17 protein-coding genes are annotated in these 19768 nt (G+C 73.9%); 13 read left to right on the top strand and 4 right to left on the bottom strand.

Annotation, left to right across the window (positions count from 1 at the left end; translation table 11 throughout):
- Nucleotides 1-330 precede the first annotated feature (330 nt).
- The 3 genes from ACFYUZ_RS27895 (at nt 331) to ACFYUZ_RS27885 (ending at nt 4747) form a co-directional block, all read left to right on the top strand.
- Complete coding sequence (locus tag ACFYUZ_RS27895) at nt 331-2679, top strand: collagenase (RefSeq protein WP_389313723.1); 2349 nt, start codon at nt 331-333, stop codon at nt 2677-2679.
- 80 nt (nt 2680-2759) lie between these two features.
- Nucleotides 2760-3719, top strand: coding sequence for a proline racemase family protein (locus ACFYUZ_RS27890; protein WP_389313721.1), 960 nt, complete (start codon nt 2760-2762; stop codon nt 3717-3719).
- 95 nt (nt 3720-3814) lie between these two features.
- On the top strand, nt 3815-4747 hold the full coding sequence (locus ACFYUZ_RS27885) for an ornithine cyclodeaminase family protein (RefSeq protein ID WP_389314113.1): 933 nt from the start codon (nt 3815-3817) through the stop codon (nt 4745-4747).
- Here ACFYUZ_RS27885 and ACFYUZ_RS27880 read toward each other — a convergent pair.
- Nucleotides 4742-6022 (bottom strand): NAD(P)/FAD-dependent oxidoreductase, encoded by a 1281-nt coding sequence (locus ACFYUZ_RS27880; RefSeq protein WP_389313719.1) that lies wholly within the window; start codon nt 6020-6022, stop codon nt 4742-4744. The two genes, ACFYUZ_RS27885 and ACFYUZ_RS27880, sit on opposite strands and share 6 nt — an antisense overlap.
- A 131-nt stretch (nt 6023-6153) precedes the next feature.
- Between ACFYUZ_RS27880 and ACFYUZ_RS27875 the strand changes: the two genes are divergently transcribed.
- From ACFYUZ_RS27875 to ACFYUZ_RS27855, 5 genes are all read left to right on the top strand, one after another.
- Nucleotides 6154-7320 (top strand): NAD(P)/FAD-dependent oxidoreductase, encoded by a 1167-nt coding sequence (locus ACFYUZ_RS27875; protein ID WP_389313717.1) that lies wholly within the window; start codon nt 6154-6156, stop codon nt 7318-7320.
- Between the two features lie 32 nt (nt 7321-7352).
- Nucleotides 7353-7667: a (2Fe-2S)-binding protein gene (locus ACFYUZ_RS27870; protein WP_367826841.1), complete on the top strand. Its 315-nt coding sequence runs from the start codon at nt 7353-7355 to the stop codon at nt 7665-7667.
- Nucleotides 7648-9117, top strand: coding sequence for an NAD(P)/FAD-dependent oxidoreductase (locus ACFYUZ_RS27865; protein ID WP_389313715.1), 1470 nt, complete (start codon nt 7648-7650; stop codon nt 9115-9117). Before ACFYUZ_RS27870 ends, ACFYUZ_RS27865 begins: the two co-directional genes overlap by 20 nt.
- 73 nt (nt 9118-9190) lie before the next feature.
- Nucleotides 9191-10096 carry a dihydrodipicolinate synthase family protein gene (locus ACFYUZ_RS27860; protein ID WP_389313713.1) on the top strand — a complete coding sequence of 302 codons (906 nt, stop codon included), beginning with the start codon at nt 9191-9193 and terminating at the stop codon, nt 10094-10096.
- 112 nt (nt 10097-10208) lie between these two features.
- Nucleotides 10209-11594, top strand: a complete 1386-nt coding sequence (locus tag ACFYUZ_RS27855) for an aldehyde dehydrogenase family protein (RefSeq protein ID WP_389313712.1) — start codon at nt 10209-10211, stop codon at nt 11592-11594.
- A 7-nt stretch (nt 11595-11601) separates the two neighbouring features.
- Here the strand turns inward: ACFYUZ_RS27855 and ACFYUZ_RS27850 are convergent, their stop codons facing one another.
- Together ACFYUZ_RS27850 and ACFYUZ_RS27845 are read right to left on the bottom strand one after the other, a co-directional pair.
- The gene (locus ACFYUZ_RS27850; protein ID WP_389313710.1) at nt 11602-12864 is read right to left on the bottom strand and encodes a serine hydrolase domain-containing protein; all 1263 of its coding nucleotides are present in this window, start codon (nt 12862-12864) and stop codon (nt 11602-11604) included.
- A 48-nt stretch (nt 12865-12912) separates the two neighbouring features.
- Nucleotides 12913-13809 (bottom strand): alpha/beta hydrolase, encoded by an 897-nt coding sequence (locus ACFYUZ_RS27845; protein ID WP_389313709.1) that lies wholly within the window; start codon nt 13807-13809, stop codon nt 12913-12915.
- Nucleotides 13810-13926: 117 nt separating this feature from the next.
- Here ACFYUZ_RS27845 and ACFYUZ_RS27840 point away from each other — a divergent pair, with 117 nt between their 5' ends.
- The 3 genes from ACFYUZ_RS27840 to ACFYUZ_RS27830 all read left to right on the top strand — a co-directional run bounded on the left by ACFYUZ_RS27840 (nt 13927) and on the right by ACFYUZ_RS27830 (nt 16486).
- The gene (locus ACFYUZ_RS27840) at nt 13927-14955 is read left to right on the top strand and encodes a helix-turn-helix domain-containing protein (RefSeq protein ID WP_389313707.1); all 1029 of its coding nucleotides are present in this window, start codon (nt 13927-13929) and stop codon (nt 14953-14955) included.
- Nucleotides 14956-15044: 89 nt separating this feature from the next.
- Nucleotides 15045-15746 (top strand): HAD family hydrolase, encoded by a 702-nt coding sequence (locus ACFYUZ_RS27835; RefSeq protein ID WP_389313705.1) that lies wholly within the window; start codon nt 15045-15047, stop codon nt 15744-15746.
- Entirely contained in the window at nt 15743-16486 is a 744-nt protein-coding gene (locus ACFYUZ_RS27830; protein WP_389313703.1) for a hypothetical protein, read from the top strand. Before ACFYUZ_RS27835 ends, ACFYUZ_RS27830 begins: the two co-directional genes overlap by 4 nt.
- A 79-nt stretch (nt 16487-16565) precedes the next feature.
- Here the strand turns inward: ACFYUZ_RS27830 and ACFYUZ_RS27825 are convergent, their stop codons facing one another.
- Nucleotides 16566-17000, bottom strand: a complete 435-nt coding sequence (locus ACFYUZ_RS27825) for an ester cyclase (RefSeq protein ID WP_389313702.1) — start codon at nt 16998-17000, stop codon at nt 16566-16568.
- Between the two features lie 404 nt (nt 17001-17404).
- On the opposite strand from ACFYUZ_RS27825, the gene ACFYUZ_RS27820 reads away from it, so the two are divergent.
- Together ACFYUZ_RS27820 and ACFYUZ_RS27815 are read left to right on the top strand one after the other, a co-directional pair.
- Nucleotides 17405-18802, top strand: a complete 1398-nt coding sequence (locus ACFYUZ_RS27820; RefSeq protein ID WP_389313700.1) for an APC family permease — start codon at nt 17405-17407, stop codon at nt 18800-18802.
- Between the two features lie 192 nt (nt 18803-18994).
- Nucleotides 18995-19402, top strand: coding sequence for a hypothetical protein (locus tag ACFYUZ_RS27815; RefSeq protein WP_389313698.1), 408 nt, complete (start codon nt 18995-18997; stop codon nt 19400-19402).
- The last annotated feature ends 366 nt before the right edge of the window (nt 19403-19768 follow it).

Genomic DNA, 19768 nt, shown 5'->3' with positions numbered 1-19768 from the left:
TTGCCCAGGCCCCGGGCTCGCAGGGCAGCGCTCATGTCACGTCCTCTCCGGCGTCGTTGCGAAACGTGTTCGTGAACAGCGCCTCGATGCTCTCGTCGTCGAGCCCGGCCAGGCGGGCCTTGGTCAGCCGGCCCGGGCGAAGAAGACCGCCGCGGCGACCCCTTCCACCCATCGGTGGGGAACTGATGCCGTCACAGGTCTTGTCAGTGCAATTTCACATTACTATGTTACAGCGCACACGGTTCGATGAACGTCCGTCATACGCCGTGCGAACCAGACCAGTTCGCCCATACATCCCCGAACCAACCCCCCTCACCAGCAGGAGTCCTGTTGTCCCTCCACCGACGCGTGCGCTCTTCCCTGCTCGCCTCCGCCGTCACGGTCACCCTCCTCGCCTCCGCCGGCCAGGCCGGTGCCTCCGTCGCGGGCACGGACGACCGACCCGCCCCGGCCCCCGCGCTCGGCGCACCGGGCCCGCAGGCGCGGCCGGCGGCCCACCCCTTCGACGAGGTCGATCACCGGGCCTCGGCCCCGCGCACCACCTTCGGCCCCGCCCCCGCCCCCGGCGGCCACGCCACGGGCCGGGTCCCCGGCCGGGCACCGGCCGCCGCCACCGCGCGGTCGTTCGCCGCCACCGGCACCACCGCCGCCGGCGTCCCCTGCACCCTCGACGGGATCACCGGCCTCGCCCCGGAGCGGTTCGCCGACTTCCTCGCCGACCCCGCCGTCACCGCCGACGGCTGTCTCCGGGGCCTCATATGGACCTGGGACGCCCGGCTCGCCCCCGTGATGTCCGACGCCCACGTCCAGGCCGTCGCCCGCCGCATATCGAGCCTCTCCGCCGCGCACGACGGACGGAACACCTCCCACCTGGAGGAGATGTTCACGTACCTGCACGCCGTCGCCTACCACGACTTCTCGCGCGACGAGATCGACGCCACCGACGCGCCCACGGTCGACGCGATCCGCCGGGCCGTCGCCGACTTCGGCGCCGCCGCGCACACCTTCGACGTCACGAAGAGCAACGCGAACACCCTCCGCGAGGCGCTCTACGCGGCCAGCTCTCCCGGTCTCCGCCAGCACCAACTCGGCCTCGTCAAGCGGGTCCTGGCCACCATGGACTCCGCGCACCCCGCCACGAACCTCGACCCGACCTGGGCGGGCGCCGCCCTCGCCGCCCTCTCCGTCAACTACCTCGGCGTCTACCCGGGCAACCAGGACAGCGCCTTCCACGCGGCCGTCACCGCCGACCCGGCCTACCGCGCGGCCTTCAAGGCCTTCGCGGACCACGGCCACCTGAAGGGGACCGCCAACGCCTGGGTCGCCCGCGACGCCCTCGGCGAGTACGGCCGCTTCGGCCAGATCGCGGCCCTCCGGGACGGCGTCGTCGCCGACCTCGGCGCCTCCCTCACCACCGTCGTCGGCACCTTCGGCCGCGGCAGCGAGCAGTGGGCCAAGGTCGTCTCCTGGCTCAACTTCTACGAGGCCTGCAAGCCGTACGGCGTGTGCAAGGAGGACATCGAGAAGCAGCTCTTCCCGTACGCGTACACCTACGACAACGGCGCCATCAAGGTCCGCACCGCCCTCGACCGGGCCACCGTCGACCAGCTCTACTACGCGAGCAAGCAGGTCAAGGCGCAGTACCACCGCGTCCTCGGCACCGACCGGCCGCTCGCCGGCGACACCAACGCCACCCTGAACATCGTCCTCTACGCCTCCCGCGCGGACTACGAGAACTACCACCCCATCCTCACCGGCATGGGCACCAACAACGGCGGCATCTACATCGAGCGCGGCGCGACCTTCTACACGTACCAGCGGCGGGTCCCCCAGGACTCCTCGCTGACGCTGGAGGAGCTCTTCCGCCACGAGTACACCCACTACCTCAACGGCCGCTGGGCCGTTCCCGGCTCCTTCGGCGAGGGCCCCTGGTACCAGGGCGACCGCACCACCGCCATGGACGAGGGAACGGCCGAGTTCTTCGACGGAGCCACCCGCGACAACGGCATCGCCGTCCGCAAGTCCCTCGTCCGCGGGATCATCAACGACACCGCCGGCGGCGGCCCCCGGATGAACCTGCGCCAGATCCTCCACGCCACCTACGACGGCGACGGCTTCCGCTTCTACAACTACGCGGGCACGTTCTTCGAGTTCCTCTGGACCGAGAGGCCCTCGCTGCTCCGCGAGATGTACACCCACCTGCGGGCGAACGACGTGGCGGCGTACGACGCCTGGCGCGACCGGCTGAGCTCCGACGCGAACCTCCAGCGCGCCTACGACCGCTTCCTCGACGCGCGGATCGCCGAGGTCGACCGGCTGTACGTCCCCGACACCACGTACACGCCCAACGCCCAGCTGCGCGACGCGGACCTCGCGTCCGTGAAGGCGTCCTTCGCCACCGCCACCTACAACGCCCCCGACTGCGTGGAGAACGGCGAGCCCGGCAAGCGCCGCTTCCTCTGCACCGGCCGGATCACGGCGAACCTGTCCAACTGGGCCAGCGAGGACCAGAACTTCAAGGACATGTCCGAGACGGTCGACTACTTCATCCTCGACCGGGCCGGCGCCGCCTCGAACAACCTGGCCGACATGAACTGCAGCTTCGGACCCGTCGAGATCTGGTCCACCAAGGTCGCGGGCACGTCGAGCTACAGCTGTGAGGGCCCCCTGCGCAGCTGACCCGCCCACCGTCCGGGCCGGCCCTTCCACGGGGGAGGGCCGGCCCGGCACCACGACTCTCCCCCTGGAGGCCGTACTCCGTGAGCACCACCCCGCGCCCGGTCCGCACCACCGACTACCACACCGCAGGCGAGCCCTTCAGGATCGTCGACGAGGACCTGCCCCCGATCCCCGGCGACACCGTCGCCGAGCGCCGCGCCCTCGCGCTCCGGCTCGGCCCGCTCGACGACCTGCGCCGCCTGCTGGTCCGGGAGCCCCGCGGGCACTCCGGCATGTACGGCGGCTTCGTCGTCCCGCCCGACGACGACGGCGCCCACTTCGGCGTGCTGTTCTGGCACAAGGACGGCTACTCCACCGCCTGCGGCCACGGCACGATGGCCCTCGGCGCCTGGGCCGTCGACACCGGACGCGTCCCGGCGCCCGACGACGGCGACGTCCCCGTACGCGTCGACGTGCCCTCCGGGCGCGTCACCGCGACCGTGCACCGCGCGGGCGGCCGCACCACGGGCGTCACCTTCCGCAACGTCCCGACGTGCGTCCTCGCCCGCAAGGTCCCGGTGGCCACCGCGTCCGGCACCGCCGAGGTCGACCTCGCCGACTCCGGCGCCCGCTACGCCTCGCTCCCCGCGCGCGCCCTCGGCCTCGACACCGGCCGTGCCTCCCTGCCCGCGCTCGTCCGGGCCGGGCGGGAGATCCGCGCCGCGCTCCCCGAGCACGACCTGTACGGCGTCATCCTGTACGACGAACTCCCCGACACCCCCGACGGGCCCCACCAGCGCAACGTCACCGTCTTCGCCGACGGGCAGATCGACCGCTCGCCCTGCGGATCGGGCACCTCCGCCCGGCTTGCCCTGCTCGGCGAGGACGGGCGCCTCGGACCCGGCGACGTCCTCACGCACGAGTCCGTGGCCGGCACCGTCTTCACCGGCCGGCTGCTGCCCGGCGGCGTCACCGAGGTCACGGGGGCCACCCACCGCACCGGCACCCACACCTTCGTCCTCGACCCGCACGACGCCCTGGGGACGGGGTTCCTCCTGTGACCACCACGCCTTCTGTGACCACCACGCCTTCTGCGACCACCACGCCTTCTGCGACCGCCGTGCCCGCCCCGACGGCCACGACCGCCGCGTCCGCCATGTCCGACCTGCTCCTGCTCGACGGCCCGGCCATGACCCGCCTCCTGACCCCGGCGGCGACCGCCGACGTCCTCGCCGAGGTCCTGCGCGCCGGATTCGACCCCGAGACCGCCCCGCCCCGCACCGCCGTCCCCGTCCCGGCCGGTGAGCTCCTGCTCATGCCCGCCGCCTCCGGCGCGTACGCCGGAGTGAAGATCGCGGGCGTGGCCCCCGGCAACCCGGCCCTCGGCCTGCCCCGCGTCACCGGCTCCTACCTGCTCCTCGACGGTGCGGACCTCCGGCCCCTCGCCCTCCTCGACGGCGCGGCCCTGACCGAGCTGCGCACCCCGGCCGTCTCCGCGCTCGCCGTGCGCCGTCTGACACCGGACGACCGGCCGCTGCGCCTCGTCCTCTTCGGCACCGGACCCCAGGCGTACGGTCACCTGGAGGCCGTCCTCGCGGCGCGCGAGCTCGCCGAGGTGGTCGTCGTCGGACGGGGTCCGATCGGCGCGCGGGCCCTCGCCGGATACGCGCGGACGCTCGACGTGCCCGCCCGCGCCGGCACGCCCGACGACGTGGACGGGGCCGACCTCGTCGTCTGCTGCACCACGGCCCGTGAACCCCTCTTCGACGGCGCCCTGGTGCCCCCCGGCGCCACGGTCGTCGCCGTCGGCTCGCACGAGCCGACGGCCCGGGAGACCGACACCGCACTCGTGACCCGCGCCGAGGTGTACGTCGAGGCGCGCTCGGCGGCGCTCCGCGAGGCGGGGGACCTGCTCCTCCCGATGGCGGAGGGGGCGATCGGCGAGGACCACGTCGCGGGCACCCTCGCCGACCTGGTGAACGGCCGTGCCCCCTCCGGGCGTCCACGGTTCTTCAAGAGCGTGGGCATGGCCTGGGAGGACCTCGCCGTCGCGAGCGCCCTGTACCGGACGGCCCGCGGGGGCTCATGACCCCGGGTGCGACAGGGGCGCGGGGCGGCCGGCCGCGCCCCGGTGCCTGATGTTGACGGCCGCGGCCCTGGCCACGGCCACGGGGTTCAGGAAACGCGGCGGACCGATCAGGCGGGACGCGAACAGATGCATGTGCCGTGCCAGGGAGGCGTCGCGCGCCGCCGCCGAGAACATCAGCCGCTCCACGGGGTTGAACGGGCGGCCCTTGGCGAAGTCGGCGGCCAGGTACTGGTGGCCGCTCAGGCGGCGCCGGTGCCTGGCCGCGTAGAGCGCGAGGGACCGGTCGAGGCCGCCCCGGCCGGTCACGGCCGGGCCGACCGCCTCCGCCAGCCACCGCGCGGACTGCAGGGCCCACCCGCATCCCACTCCCCACAGGGGGTCGCCGGTCAGGGCGGCGTCGCCGACGAGAGCGAGCCCCGGTGCCGTGGGCCTGCGCGTGTGCAGGGGGTAGTCGACCGTGCCGGTGATCTTCGTGACGCGCTCGGCGGAGTCGATGGCCGGTGCGTCGGGCAGGGCGCGGACGAATTCGAGGAAGCTGCCCTCCAGGTCCCTCCGGAAGTCCGGGAGCCGCTTCTTGTCCGGGAGCACCGCGACGACCGTCACGCCGTCGTCGTTCGGGAACGCGTAGGCCATGTCGGGCATCAGGAACCAGGCGTGGCTGATCCCGTCGCGCAGCGGAAGGCCGCGGAAGTGCGCGAAGTAGCCGAAGCGCGCGTTCTCGTGGCGCCTGGTGGCCACTCCGGCGAACTTGGCCACGGCCGAGTCCTTGCCGTCGGCGCCGACCACGAGCCGGGCCCGTATCCCGCGCTCCCCCTCGGGCGCCGACGCGCGCACCCCCACCGTCCGCCCGGCCTCCTGGAGCAGCCCGGTCACCCGGTGGCCGAGGAGCACGTCGACGCCGGGGGTCTCGGCCGCACGGGACCGGATCAGCGGGTCCAGGGTGCTGCGCCGGACGTTGTAGCCGTACGGCAGCTCGGGGCCGGGCGCGGCCCCCGGCTCGATCCATCCCCAACGGGTGTACCAACGGGCCTCGTTGCGCACCGCCCCCGCCTTCTCCAGGGCGGGGATCAGGCCGAGTTCCTCCAGAACCGGGTTGGCGTTGGCGGTGAGGGAGTGGGTGCACAGCGTCTTGTACGCCGCGGGGCGCGAGCGGCGCTCCAGGAGTGCGACGCGGGCGCCGCGCCGGGCGAGCAGGATCGCCGCGGCGCAGCCGGCGAGGCTCGCCCCGCTGATGACGACGTCGTACTCGGGTTCCGCGCTCTCGGGCTTGGTCATGCGCTGTTCGTCCCCCTCGTGGTGGTCCCACTTCTGTCAGGAACATGAGGACGATGAACGTGAGCGGTTGTCAAGGGATCAAGCCCGCCACGGGTCTTGGCAACCCGAGTGCCATGTGAAATATTACTGCCGTGCCCACGAGAAACACCTCGGATGTCATCGTCGTCGGCGCCGGCGTCGTCGGCGCGGCCTGCGCCCACTACGCCGCCCGAGCCGGCCTCTCCGTCACCGTCGTCGACCGCGGTCCCGTCGCCGGCGGCACGACGGGAGCCGGTGAGGGAAACCTCCTGGTCTCCGACAAGGAGCCGGGCCCCGAGCTCGAACTCGCCCTGATCTCCACCGCCTTGTGGCGGGAGCTGGCCGAACTTCTCCCGCCGCAGGTCGAGTACGAGGCCAAGGGCGGGCTCGTCGTCGCCTCGGACGAGCCCGGGATGAGCGCCCTGCGCGCGTTCGCCGCCCGCCAGGAGAAGGCGGGCGTCACCAGCCGGGAGGTCCCCGCGGACCGGCTCCACGACCTGGAGCCCCACCTCGCGCCCACCCTGGCGGGCGGCTTCCTCTATCCCCAGGACGCCCAGGTGATGCCCGCCCAGGCGGCGGCCCGGCTGCTGCGCACGGGAGGCGAACGGATCCGGCTGCGCCTGGGGGAGGAGGTCACCGGTCTCCTCACCGGCCCCGCCGGGGAGGTCCGCGGCGTACGGACCGCCACCGGCGACCTCCACGCCCCGCAGGTGGTCAACGCCGCCGGAACCTGGGGCGGCGCCCTCGCCGGACTCGCGGGCGTCCACCTGCCCGTACTGCCCCGCAGGGGCTTCGTCCTCGTCACCGAGCCGCTCCCGCGCGTGGTGCGCCACAAGGTGTACGCCGCCGACTACGTGGCCGACGTCGCCAGCGGCTCCGCCGCCCTCCAGACCTCCGCGGTCGTCGAGGGCACCCCGGCGGGCCCGGTCCTGATCGGCGCCAGCAGGGAACGCGTCGGCTTCGACCGGACGCTCTCCACCGAGGTCCTGCGCCGGCTCGCCGCCGGAGCCACCACGCTGTTCCCCGTCCTCGGCACCGTACGGGCCGTCCGCACCTACCTCGGCTTCCGTCCGTACCTGCCGGACCACCTGCCCGCCATCGGACCCGACCCGCGCGTCCCCGGCCTGCTCCACGCCTGCGGCCACGAAGGCGCGGGCATCGGGCTCGCCCCCGTGACGGGTCGGATCGTCACCGCCTGCATGACCGGCGACGAACCGCCCCTCGACATCCACCCGTTCCGGCCCGAACGCTTCGCCGACACCGCACCCCCCGCCCCCTGAGGCGCGCTCCCACCGTCACGAGAGGAGGGCCCGTGGCCCGCACCCCCGCCGACCTCGTCGGCGCACAGCCCGATCCGCCGTTCGAGATCACCTTCGACGGCCGTCGCGTCACCGCCCTGCCGGGCCAGACCGTCGCCGCCGCCCTCTGGGGCGCCGGCATCCTGGCCTGGCGCACCACCCGGGACGGCGGCCGGCCGCGCGGCGCCTTCTGCGGCATCGGCCAGTGCTACGACTGCCTCGCCACCGTCAACGGCGAACCCAACCGGCGCGCCTGCCTGGTCCCGGCCCGCCCCGGCGACGCGATCACCACCCAGGAGGGACACGGCCATGACCGCCTCGCCGTCTGAGCCGGAGGCGCGGCACGAGCCGTACGACCTCGCGGTCGTGGGAGCGGGCTCCGCGGGCCTCGCCGGCGCCGTCACGGCCTCCGAACTCGGGCTCTCCGTGGCCATGGTGGACGCCTCGGCCCAGACCGGCGGACAGTTCCACCGGCACCCGGCGCCCACCCTCGGAGCCGCGCGCCCCGAAGCCCTGCACCACGACTGGTCCTCCTTCGCCGACCTCCGCCGACGCCTCGCCGGAAGCGACGTCGCCCACCTCGCCGGGCACCACGTGTGGTCCACGGTGCGGGAGGACGACGGCACCTGGACCGTGCACGCCGTCACCGGAACCGACGGAACCGCAGAGCGACCCGTGCGCATCCGGGCCCGGACGCTGCTCCTCGCCACCGGGGCGTACGAACGCCAACTCCCCTTCCCCGGCTGGACCCTGCCCGGCGTCGTGGGCGCGGGCGGAGCGCAGGCCATGCTCAAGTCCGGCCTCGTGCTGCCGGGCCGCCGCGTCGTCGTGGCCGGCAGCGGCCCCCTGCTCCTCGCCGTCGCCTCCTCCCTCGCCGCCGCCGGCGCGCGGGTGCCCGCCGTGGTCGAGGCCGCCGGCTACCTCCGGTACGCCCGCAGCCCCCGGGCCCTCCTCGCCAACCCGGCGAAGGCGGCCGAAGCGCTGTCGCACGGAGCCGCACTGCTCCGGCACCGCGTCCGCGTCCGGCCGCGCAGCGCCGTCACCGAAGTGCACGGCACCGGCCGGGTGGAGGCCGTCACCGTCACCCGCCTCGACGCCGACTGGCGTCCCGTGCCGGGGACGGGCCGCCGGATCGCCTGTGACGCCCTGGCCGTCGGCCACGGCCTCGTCCCGCAGATCGAACTGGCCACGACCCTCGGCTGCGCCACCCGACGGCTCCCCGACGGGACCCTGGGCCTCGCCCTGGACGACCTCCAGGAGACCTCGGAGCGCGGCCTGTGGGCGGCCGGTGAGACCGGGGGAGTCGGCGGCGCCGAACTCGCCCGCACGGAGGGCGAACTGGCCGCTCGTGCCGTCGCCGCGCGACTCCTCGGCCGCCGCCCCGACGAGGACCGGACCGCCGGACTGCGGCGCCGTCGGGACCGGCTGCGCGCCTTCGCGGACGTGATGTCCGCCGCCCACGCCCCGGGTCCCGGCTGGCAGGAATGGCTCACCGACGACACGGACGTGTGCCGCTGCGAGGAGGTCACCGCCGGACGGATCCGCGAGGCGGTGACCGAGCTCGGGGCACGGGACGCGAGGACCGCCAAGCTGCTCACCCGGGCCGGCATGGGCTGGTGCCAGGGGCGGATGTGCGGGACGGCCGTCTCCTGCCTCGCCGCGCGCGGAGGCGCCCCCGAACCGCCCGCCGAGCGCCGCCCGTTCGCCGTGCCGGTCCGGCTCTCGACGCTCGCCGAGCTCGACGGGGAACCGGCCGATCCGCACCCCCGGACCCCCTGAGGGGAGAGGCCCGCGCGGGCCTCTCTTCTGCACACATCTATAAAATGTCACACACTATAGAAAGGTCACCCTCATGACCACCACCTGGAACACCGACCGCCCCTGGCGCGGGATCATGGTCGCCACCACCCTCCCCTTCCGCGAGGACCTCTCCGTCGATCACGACGCCTACGCCGAGCACGTCGCCTGGCTGATCGCCAACGGCTGCGACGGCGTCGTCCCCAACGGCTCCCTCGGCGAGTACCAGACCCTCACCGACGCGGAGCGCGCCCAGGTCGTCCGTACCGCCGTCGAGGCGGCCGGGGACGGGGCCAGGGTCATGCCCGGCGTCGCCGCGTACGGCAGCGCACAATCCCGCCGCTGGGCCGAACAGGCCGCCGAGGCCGGCTGCGGCTCGGTCCTGCTCCTGCCGCCCAACACCTACCGCGCCGACGCGACGGCCGTGCGCGCCCACTACACCGAAGTGGCCGGAGTGGGGATCCCGGTCGTCGCGTACAACAACCCCTTCGACACCAAGGTCGACCTCACCCCCGACCTGCTCGCACGGCTCCACGCCGACGGCAGCGTCGTCGCCGTCAAGGAGTTCAGCGGCGACGTCCGCCGGGCGTACGAGATCGCCGAACTCGCCCCCGAGCTCGACCTGTTGATCGGGGCCGACGACGTCCTCCTGGAGCTGGCCGTGGCCGGCGCGGTCGGCTGGATCGCCGGCTACCCCAACGCCTTCCCCACGAGCTGCGTCGCGCTGTACCGCGCCGCCGTCGCGGGCGACCTGACGACCGCCCTGCCGCTCTACAAGTCCCTGCACTCCTTGCTGCGCTGGGACTCCAAGACCGAGTTCGTCCAGTCCATCAAGCTCTCCATGGACCTCGCCGGCCGCACCGGCGGCCCCACCCGTCCGCCGCGCCACCCGCTCACCGGCGCGACCGAGGCCGCGGTGCGGACCGCCACGGAGAAGGCCGTCGCGGCCGGCCACCACTGAGCCGCGCGCCGTCCCGACGCCCCGCCGGCGGCTGCCGCCGGCGGTCGCGCGCCGCCGGAGCGACGCAGTACTTCCGTGACCCGAACGTTCCCTTCCCCGGAGGCCTCCTCCCGTGACCGACGTACTTCCCCTCCTCACCTCGCGCAACCCGGCCGACCCGGCCGACGTGCTCCTGAGCATCCCCGCGCCGGGTGCCTTCGCGGCCGTCGACACCGTCGAACGGGCCCGTGCCGCGCAGCCCGGCTGGCTGCTGGCCGGAGCCGCCGCACGCTCGGCGGCCCTGGGCGCGGTCGCCACCGCCGTCGAGGCGGCGGCCGACGAACTGGCCGGGCTCGCCGTGCGCGAGGTGGGCAAGCCGCTCTCCGAGGCCAGGGCCGAGGTGGCCCGTACCGCCGCGATCTGGCGCTACTACGCCCAGGCCCCCTTCGAACCCACCGGCTCCGTCCACGAGACCTCGGCGGGCGCCGGCCTGCTGCTGACCCGGCGCCGGCCGCACGGCGTGGCAGCGCTCATCACCCCCTGGAACTTCCCCTTCGCCATCCCGACCTGGAAGGCGGCCCCGGCGCTCGCCACGGGGAACACGGTCGTCCTCAAGCCCGCGCCCGAGGCCACCGCCTGCGCCCGGCGCCTCGGCGAGATCGTGCGACGGGCCGTCCCGGAAGGGGTGTTCACCGTCCTCCCCGGCGGCGCGACCGAGGGCAACGCGCTCGTCTCGGCCGCCGACGTCGTCTCCTTCACCGGCTCCACCCCCGTCGGCCAGGCCGTGGCCGGGGCCGCGGCCGTCCGGGGCATCCCGGCGCAGGCCGAGATGGGCGGCCTGAACGCGGCCGTCGTGCTGCCCGACGCGGACATCGAGCAGGCCGCCGGCCACATCGCCGCCTCCATCGCGGGATACGCGGGCCAGAAGTGCACCGCCACCAGCCGCGTCATCGCGGTCGGCGCCGCCCTCGAACCGCTGCGCGAGGCCCTCTCCGAGGCGCTGCGGGCCCTCCCGGTCGGCGACCCGGCCGACCCGGCCACCGTGTGCGGACCGCTCGTCCACGAGGGCGCCCGCGACCGGGTGCTCGACGCCTGCCGGGGGCTCGCCACGCTCGCCGGCGGCACCGCCCCCGACAGGGCCGGCTGGTACGCGGCCCCGACCCTGGTCGAGAAGGTCTCCCCCGGACACCGGCTGCTGCGCGAGGAGGTCTTCGGCCCGATCGCCTCCCTGCTCCCCGCCGACGACGTCGCCCACGCGATCCGGATCACCAACTCCGTCCCGTACGGCCTGGTGACCTCGGTCCACACGGCGGACCTGAACACCGCCCTGCACGGTCTCGACCTGCTCGACACCGGGATGATCCGGATCAACGCCCCCTCCACCGGCGTCGACTTCCACCTGCCCTTCGGCGGGTCGAAGGCCTCCAGCCACGGGCCGCGCGAACAGGGCGCGGCGGCCCTCGAGTTCTACACCTCCGGCCGGACGTACACCCTGGCGCCGGCGGGACCGGCGGCCTGACCCCGTCCTACGGAACGACCTCCGGGGCCGTGGGGGCCCCACCGCACATCGCCCGCTGGTACAGCGTCTTCAGGGCGCCGTCGATGGGGTGGGGCTGCGGCTTCCCCGAGGCGTCCGGCCTGTTCCACCTGACGAGGTTGACCGCCACGGACATCTGCCGCCCGCCGTCGGCGCGCGTCAGGGACATCGTCCCGGCTCCCCAGACGGTGCCGTCGTGGCCCCAGAAGGTGCCGCAGGGGGTGTCGACCCTGTGCAGCCCGAGACCGTACTGGATCAGCGATCCGTCCAGGGCGCGGGTGGGGACCGTGCGCTGCATCTCCGCCAGCGAGGACCGGCTGACGATCCGGCCGTCGAGCAACAGGGCGTAGAAGCGGTTGAGGTCCTCCATGGTCGACACCAGGGCGGCGGCCGGCCCCACCCAGGACATGTCGTAGACGCTGTAGTCGCGCGGGGGGTCGATCAGACCGTAGAACGCCTCGTACATCCGCGAGTGCGGTCCCCTCACCCGCGTCCCCGTCGGGAATTCGGTGTGCCGGAGCCCCGCGCGCTCGATGACGTTCCGCGTGATGTACTCCTCGGCCGGCACGCCGGTCACGTGCTCCAGGAGCTCGCCCAGGATCAGCCAGTTGGTGTTGGAGTACACGCCCGTGGGCCCGCCGGGCTCGCCGACGGGAGGCGCCGAGAGGCCCCACTCGATCAGCTCGGCCGGACGGAACGTGCGGAACCGGTTGTCGTCCAGGCTCCGGGTCGAGACGTCGAGCCGGGAGGGGAACCCGTGCAGCGAGGGGAAGGCGTACGTGAGGTAGTCGGGGATGCCGCTCGTGTTGTTGAGCAGCATCCGCACGGTGATCCTCCTGCCCCGCTCGCCCGGCACGAGCCGCGGCAGGTAGTCGCCGATCGGCGCGTCGAGCCGGATCGTGCCCTGCTCGACCTGCTGCATCACGGCGGCGGCGGTGAAGGTCTTCGTGACGCTGCCGACGCGGTGCCGCATGCCGACCGTGACGGGACGGCCGTTCGTGACGTCGGCGACCCCGGAGGCGCCCCGCCAGGTCCGGCCGTCGCCCCGCACCTCGGCGAACACGCCCGGTACGCCCGCCCGGTGGACACCGTCCAGGGCGGACTCCAGCTCCGCCGGATCGAAGCCGGCGGCCGTACGCGCGCTCCCGGCGGGAACGGTCCCCGTGCCGCCGGGAGCGGCGGCCGCGGTGACCATGCCCGCGCAGACACCGAGCGCGGCGACACTTCCGCACAGCACCATGCGCATCCTCATGACGATCAGTCCTTTCGGGTTCGTTCGTGGAAGGGGAGAGGGCGGCGGTCAGCCGGCGAGGGCGCGGCGCAGAACGGCGCCGAGCTCGGCGTTCTGCCGCTGCGAGACCTCGGCGGAGAGGATCGCCTGCGACCCGTGGAACGTGCCGGGCCACTGGTGGAGTTCGACGGACACGCCCGCCCGGAGCAGACGGACGGCGTAGTCGATGTCCTCGTCGCGGTTCGGGCAGAACTCGGCGGAGGCGACGTAGGCCGGCGGAAGGCCGGACAGGTCGGTGGCACGCGAGGGAGCGGCGTACGGCGTGGCGGGCCGGGAGCCCAGGTAGTGGCCCCACGCGGCGACCGCCTTGCCCCGGTGGAACCAGGGCGTGTCCGTGAAGTTCCGGGCCGACCAGGTCTCCAGCCGGTCGTCGAGCCCCGCCTGGTTGAGCAGCTGGAAGCGGATCGGCGGCCCCTGTTCGTCACGTGCCCGCAGCGCCGTCGCGGCCGCGAGCCCGCCGCCGGCGCTGTGGCCCCCGACCGCGATCCGCGCGGGGTCGACGCCGAGTTCGGTCGCGTGCTCGGCCGTCCAGGTCAGGACGGCGTAGGCGTCGTCCAGGGCGGCGGGGAACGGATGCTCGGGGGCCAGCCGGTAGCCGACCGAGATCACCACCGCGCCGGAGGTCTCCGCGATGCGGGTGGCCCACGGGTGCTCGGTGTCCACGTCCCCCATGACGAAGCCGCCGCCGTGCAGCCAGACCACGGCCCCCCGCGCCCCGCGCGGCCGGTAGATCCGCACCGCCACGTCCGGGTCGGCCGGCACGACCCGGTCCTCGACCTCCATCTCCGGGGTGTCGGGCGTCGGCACGGCGGCCGCCAGACCGGCGAAGTACGTACGGGCGGCGACCGGATCGGACAGGTCGGTTTGCGGGAAGAACGGGATGAACGCTTCGAGTTCGGGATCCATGACGACCATCCTCCGGTCGGGCTCCCGAGGGATCACCCGCCATCCGTCGCGCGTCCCGTCCCGATCACGCACCGAGCGGCGCACGTCCTCCCCCGGGCCTTCTGCCATCCTTCTGCCATGGAGGCACTGGCCGTACGTCTGTCGGGACTCGATCCGTACGTCGACGGCGCGATGCGCATCGTCGCGTTCTACGACACCCTGATGCGCCGCCGGGTCGACCTCCCCGCGCTCGCCCGCGCCTCGGCGGGCCTGGCCGAGTGCGTCGCCGGGATACGGCTCCACGGCACCGGCGGCTCCACCCGCGTCTCGCCCCACGGCACCCAGGCGCCCACCCCGCCGGCGCCCGCCTCCACCGAGGTGCCGATCACCCTCGACGAGGAGGAGATCGGCACGGTCTGGCTGGAGCGCCCCGGCCCGCCCAACCCGCTCGACGAGGTCCTCCTCGACCGCTTCGCCATCGCCGCCGCGGCCGCCGCCGAACGCTACGGCCCCGCCCGCACCACCATGGCCGACCCCGCCCTCGTCGAACTGGCCATCAGCTCCGACAGCGACGACGCCGCCCGCGCCCGGGCGCTGCGCCTCCTGGGCTTCGCCCCCGGCCTCCCCGTCCACGTCGTCGCCGTCCGCACCAGCCTCCCGCTCGACCGCGTCGGCACCCTGGTCTGCCCGGCCCGCCCCGTGAAGGCGGCCCCGCTCGCCGACGCGGGCGTCATCCTGGCCACCGCCCTGGACCGCACGGGCTTCCCCGCGGGAGTACGGGCGGGCATCGGCGCCACCGAGAGCCCCGACCGCTCCTGGCGCCAGGCCCGCACCGCCCTCCGCTTCACCACCCCGCGCGAACCCGTCGTCGACCACGCCGACCTGGGCGCCCTGGCCCTCCTGGCGGACATCCCCGAGGAGGCCGTACGGGACAACCCCGACGTGACCGCGATCGACCGCCTGTCCCCGGAGGACCTGGAGACCCTGGACACCTACTGCGCCACCGCCTCCGTCCGCCGCGCGGCCGACCTCCTCCACCTCCACCACAGCAGCATCGCCCGCCGCCTCGACCACATCGGCAAGGCGCTCGCCCTGGACCTCACCGCCCCCACGGGCCTGACCCGCGCACGACTCGCCCTCACCACGTGGCGACTGCTCCACGGCTGAGCGAGCACGGCGGAGAGAAGTCCGTTGACGCCTCCGTCCGCGACTGAGAGGCTGCCCGCGATCATGAACCGGCCGTTCTCGGGGGAGACATGCCCTACTTCGAAGCCGTACTGCTCGACTGGGTCGGAACGCTGGTCGTCCCCAAGTGGGGTCCGGTCCCCGGCAGGCCGAGAGGAGCCCGGTGGATCGAACGCACCCTCCTCCACCTCGGCCTCGACGCCGCGGAGACGGAGGTACGGCGACTCAGCACGGCCCTGAGCGAGGCGGGCCGGCTGCCGGAGGTGGCACGGGGCTGGTCCGACGCGTCGGCCGACGCCCACCGCGAGGGCTACACCCGGTGGGTGCGGGCCGCGGGGATCGACCCGGCCCTGGCCGACGCGCTCTACGCGACCCTCTCCGACCCCGTCGGCAACCCCTTCGCCACGGACGTCGCGCCCACCCTGGCGGCGCTGAAGGCCGCCGGCCTGAAGGTGGCCCTCATCAGCGACATCCACTTCGACATCCGGCCCGCGTTCGTGCGGGCGGGCCTGGACGCCCACGTCGACGGCTACGCCCTGTCCTTCGAACACGGCCTGTGCAAGCCCGACCCCGCCTTCTTCGGCGTGGCCCTGGACCAGCTCGGGGTGCGCCCCGAGGCGGCCCTGATGGTCGGCGACCGCTCCGCCCACGACGGCGGAGGCGTCGAGGCCGGTCTGACGACCCTGCTCCTCCCACCCCTGACCCGCACCACCGAGGAACGCCTGCACCTGGTCCTCGGAGCCTGCGGCATCACCCCGGAGCCCTCCCGATGACGGCGGGGCGGCCCCTCTCCTACGACGAGTTCGTCGCGCTCGCCTCCGCGGACGCGGCCGTCGTCGGCCTGGTACTCAAAGGGTCCCGGGCACACGAGGGCATGACCACCGAGCACTCCGACCACGACCTGTACGTCGTCCTCGCCGAAGGCGTGCCGACGGAGCTGGCGGGGTTCGCGGGGCACCGCACCCGCGGACTCGACCTCGTCCTGCTCACCCTCGACCGGTTCCGGTCCGTCGGGATGCCGGGCTTCGAACGCTACGCCCTCGCCCGCGCCCGGGTCGTGCTCGACCGGCTCGACGGGGACATCGCCCGGATCCTGGCGGCCAAGGCACGCCTGACCGCCGACGAAGCCTCCCGCGCCGCCGCCGACCGGCTCGACGCCTACGCCAACTGCCTCTACCGCTCGCTGAAGAACGACAGGGACGGCCACGCTCTCGCGGCCCGGCTCGACGCCACCGACAGCCTCGGCCACCTGCTCGAACTCCTCTTCGCGCTCGACCGCCGCCCCCGCCCCTACAACAAGTACCTGGAGTGGGAGCTCGACCGGTACCCGCTGCCCGGCTGGGACACCGGCACGCTGCTCGACGCCCTGGGCCGCATCTCGGAATCGGGCGACGTCACCGCCCAGCGCCGGCTCTTCGCCCAGGTCGAGGCGGAGGCGCGCCACCGGGGCCTCGACGCGGTGCTCGACGCGTGGGGCGACGACCTGGAGCTGATGCGCGGGCGGTGGGCGTAGGGGCCGGCGCGGAGCCGCTCCCGGCGCTCAGGAGTCGCCCGGCGCCTGGAAGGCGCTCCGGCCGCCCCCTCGGACCTCGTCAGGACGGGAGGGCGCCGAGCTGGCGGAGCTGGGCGAGGACGTCCACGACGCCCCGGATCTCGGCGATCCGGCCGTCCGTGAAACGGAGGACGAAGATCTCGCCGTACGTGACGCGCCTCCCGGTCGGCGGCAGTCCCCGGTACTCGCCCAGGTGGGTTCCGGTCACCGTGTTCCGGGCGACGACCTTGTCGCCCTCCGCGACCGTCTCCTCGACGGTGACGTGGATGTCGGGGAACGCGTGCAGGAGCGCCTCCCACACCCGCTTCATGGCCTCCGCCCCGGTCCCGCCCATCGGCACGGGCGCGTGGAAGACCACGTCCGGCGCGGTGAACTCGTCGACGGCCCGCGCGACGAGGTCCGGGTCGCCGCTGTTCGTGGCGGAGTGGAAGCGGTGGAGCGCGGCGATGTTGCGTGTCGTCTCGGCTGTCGGCACGGGGATCTCCTTCTGTTCCGGATCGGGACCTCTCGGCAGTACGACGGCACGGCGGCCGGAAACGTGACACGGCGCGGACCGGCGCGGGGTCGAATGCGCCGGTTCCGGGGAATGCGTCCCGTATTCCGGAATGTGGATCGGCGGTAAAGCGCGGGAAAAGTCCTCCCGGCCGCGCTGCGGTTCCCGCACGGAGCGTTTCGGCCGTCTTGACGCGCCCTTGACGCCCCGAGGTCCCTCCCGGGCGTGTCGGAACAACGGATTCCGCAGCGGGAAGGCCATTGACCTGCGGTTCTGCTCGCGCTTCCATTCAGCCGGGAGCCCACGGAACCACCTGATCACCAGCCGCCTCGGAGGCGATACCGCTCCCGCTCAGAACCACCGCTCCCATCGATCGGAACCGCCTGATGACCGACACCCTCAGCGCGCCGCACGCGTTGGCCCCCCAGACCGAACCCGTGCCGCAGAAGCTCAAGCGCTCCATCGGTGTCGTGGGCGGCACCTTGCTCACGCTGTCGTGCGTGACGCCCGCCTCCACCCTCTTCGTGGTCGTGCCGGACCTCTTCGACGGGGTCGGCACGTACGCCGCCCTGACCATCGCCATCGGCTCGCTGCTCTGTATCGGCGTGGCGTTCTGCTACTCCGAGCTCGGCACCCTGATCCCCAGCGCGGGCGGCGAGTACGCCATCGTCTCCACCCTCTCGGGCCGCCTGGCGGGCTGGCTGGTGTTCGTCCTGTCCCTGCTGGTGGTGATGATCGTGCCACCGGTGATCGCCATGGGAACCGCCGACTACCTCGCGCCCCTGGTGCACATCCCTGCCCCGCTCGCCGGCGCCGGCGTCATGCTCCTCGCGACCCTCGCGGGCCTCCTCGACCTGCGCGCCAACGCCTGGATCACCGGCATCTTCCTCGTCCTCGAGGTGATCGCGGCCGGCATCGTCGCGATCCTCGGCTTCGCCCACTCCGAGCGGGGCGTCGGCGCGCTGGTCCACGGCCAGGTCGCCGCCGAGGGCGGCTCGCACTCGCTCGTCACCGGCGCCATGGTCGTCTCCGGCCTCGCCATCGCCCTCTTCATCACCCAGGGCTTCTCGACGGCCGTCTACCTCTCCGAGGAGCTGGAGAACCCGCGCAAGAACGTGGCCCGCACCGTGCTCGCCACCCTCGCCATCTCGACCGCCGTCATCCTGGTGCCCGTCGTCGCCATCACCCTCGGCGCCGGCGACCTGGAGACCCTCACCGGCGGCGACATCAGCGGCATGATCGAGGCCTGGTCCAACTCCGCCGTCGGCACCTTCATCAGCCTCTGCGTCGCGCTGGCCATCATCAACGCCGGCATCGTCATGGTCATCCAGAACTCCCGCGTCCTGTTCGCCTCCGCCCGCGACAAGGCCTGGCCGGAGCCCGTCAACAACGCGCTGTCCCGCCTGGGCCGCTTCGGCTCCCCGTGGGTGGCCACCCTGGTCGTGGGCGTGCCGGGCGCGGCCCTGTGCTTCGTCAACCTCGACACCCTCTACGGCGTCACCGGCGTCTCCGTCACCGGCATGTACCTGCTGGTGGCCGTGGCGGCGCTGTTCAGCCGCCGGGGCGCGCACCGCGAGGTCGCGGCGTGGCGCATGCCGCTGTGGCCGGCCGTCCCGGTGGTGCTCATCGGCGTCATGGCGTACATCCTGTACATGCAGGACGTCGAGTACCTGCTGTGGACCGGCGGTATCACGGCCGCGGCCACCCTCTACTGGGCGCTGTACCTGCGGCCGCGCAAGGACACCCGCTGGCTGGTCAGCATCCCGGAGGACGAGCAGGGCTGACCCCGCCGACACCGACCCGCCCGGGGGCCGGAGCGCTTTCCGCGCCCCGGCCCCCGGGCGTTCCGCGGCGTGGGCCGTTCGGGTCGTGGGCCCCGGGCGGGACCGGGGGCGATCACTCCGTACGGGGGGCGGGCGGTACGTCCCGCGTGTCGTGCCGGGCGGCACGGGCAGCGGAAACGTATCTGTGCATGCATGACCACCGACATGGAACACCTGTTGAACGTACGCCTGTGCGAGCGCTTCGGTGACGCGGCCGACTGGGCCGAGGTCACGTCCCTGACCGCCTCCCTCCTCCGGGGCGTCGTCTCGGCGCTCGGTCCCGAGGACGCCATGGCCTTCCTGACGGCGGCACGTCGCGCCCTCGACGAGGAGGAATCCCGAGCAGGAACGATTCACCTGGGCTTCGGCGCCCACCTCTGGACCCACCTCGAAGACGTCTCCTGGAGTGCGTCGGCCCTGGCCAGGGCATCGGCCTGGGACGCGGTGCTGACCATGCACCGCCTTTCCGCGCTGGCCCCCGACCCGGGACTCGGCGCTCATCTCGACAGCGCGCTGGAAGCCTGCCGGCTCCGGCTCGTGCCGACCGCCGTCGGCTTCTGACCGGGGCGCGCGGGATCCGGGAACCGGCCCGCGCGCCGACGGGCTCGGACGTTCCGTCCCCGGGGCCGCCGAAGCCCCGTCCCCGGGGCCGCCGAAGCCCCGTCCCCGGGGCCGCCGAAGCCCTGGCCTCCGAGGCCGCCGACGCGGCGGCCTCGGGGATCGCCCTGTCGGACGCGGCCCTGAGTACGGCCTCCGGCCGCCCGGCATCCGGTCGACGGCGCTCTCGCCCGCCCGGACGGTCAAGCGCACGTACCGGATCGACCAATCGCCCGCCATCTGATCGAAATTCGATCAATCGACGGGAACGCATTGACTCGATCACCGGCCGCACCTAGCTTCTGGCCGCACCCGACCGCCAGAAAGGTT

The organism is Streptomyces sp. NPDC004266, assembly GCF_042874095.1.
Lineage (GTDB): Bacteria > Actinomycetota > Actinomycetes > Streptomycetales > Streptomycetaceae > Streptomyces.
Note: the sequence above shows the minus strand (reverse complement) of the source record. Positions and strands in the feature narration are given on the sequence as shown.

Coding starts and splice junctions, on each gene's coding strand:
- ACFYUZ_RS27820 (WP_389313700.1), top strand. CDS start 17,405: ATGACCGACACCCTCAGCGCGCCGCACGCGTTGGCCCCCCAGACCGAA.
- ACFYUZ_RS27880 (WP_389313719.1), bottom strand. CDS start 6,022: ATGACCAAGCCCGAGAGCGCGGAACCCGAGTACGACGTCGTCATCAGC.
- ACFYUZ_RS27860 (WP_389313713.1), top strand. CDS start 9,191: ATGACCACCACCTGGAACACCGACCGCCCCTGGCGCGGGATCATGGTC.
- ACFYUZ_RS27830 (WP_389313703.1), top strand. CDS start 15,743: ATGACGGCGGGGCGGCCCCTCTCCTACGACGAGTTCGTCGCGCTCGCC.
- ACFYUZ_RS27815 (WP_389313698.1), top strand. CDS start 18,995: ATGACCACCGACATGGAACACCTGTTGAACGTACGCCTGTGCGAGCGC.
- ACFYUZ_RS27840 (WP_389313707.1), top strand. CDS start 13,927: ATGGAGGCACTGGCCGTACGTCTGTCGGGACTCGATCCGTACGTCGAC.
- ACFYUZ_RS27850 (WP_389313710.1), bottom strand. CDS start 12,864: ATGAGGATGCGCATGGTGCTGTGCGGAAGTGTCGCCGCGCTCGGTGTC.
- ACFYUZ_RS27845 (WP_389313709.1), bottom strand. CDS start 13,809: ATGGATCCCGAACTCGAAGCGTTCATCCCGTTCTTCCCGCAAACCGAC.
- ACFYUZ_RS27835 (WP_389313705.1), top strand. CDS start 15,045: ATGCCCTACTTCGAAGCCGTACTGCTCGACTGGGTCGGAACGCTGGTC.
- ACFYUZ_RS27885 (WP_389314113.1), top strand. CDS start 3,815: ATGTCCGACCTGCTCCTGCTCGACGGCCCGGCCATGACCCGCCTCCTG.
- ACFYUZ_RS27865 (WP_389313715.1), top strand. CDS start 7,648: ATGACCGCCTCGCCGTCTGAGCCGGAGGCGCGGCACGAGCCGTACGAC.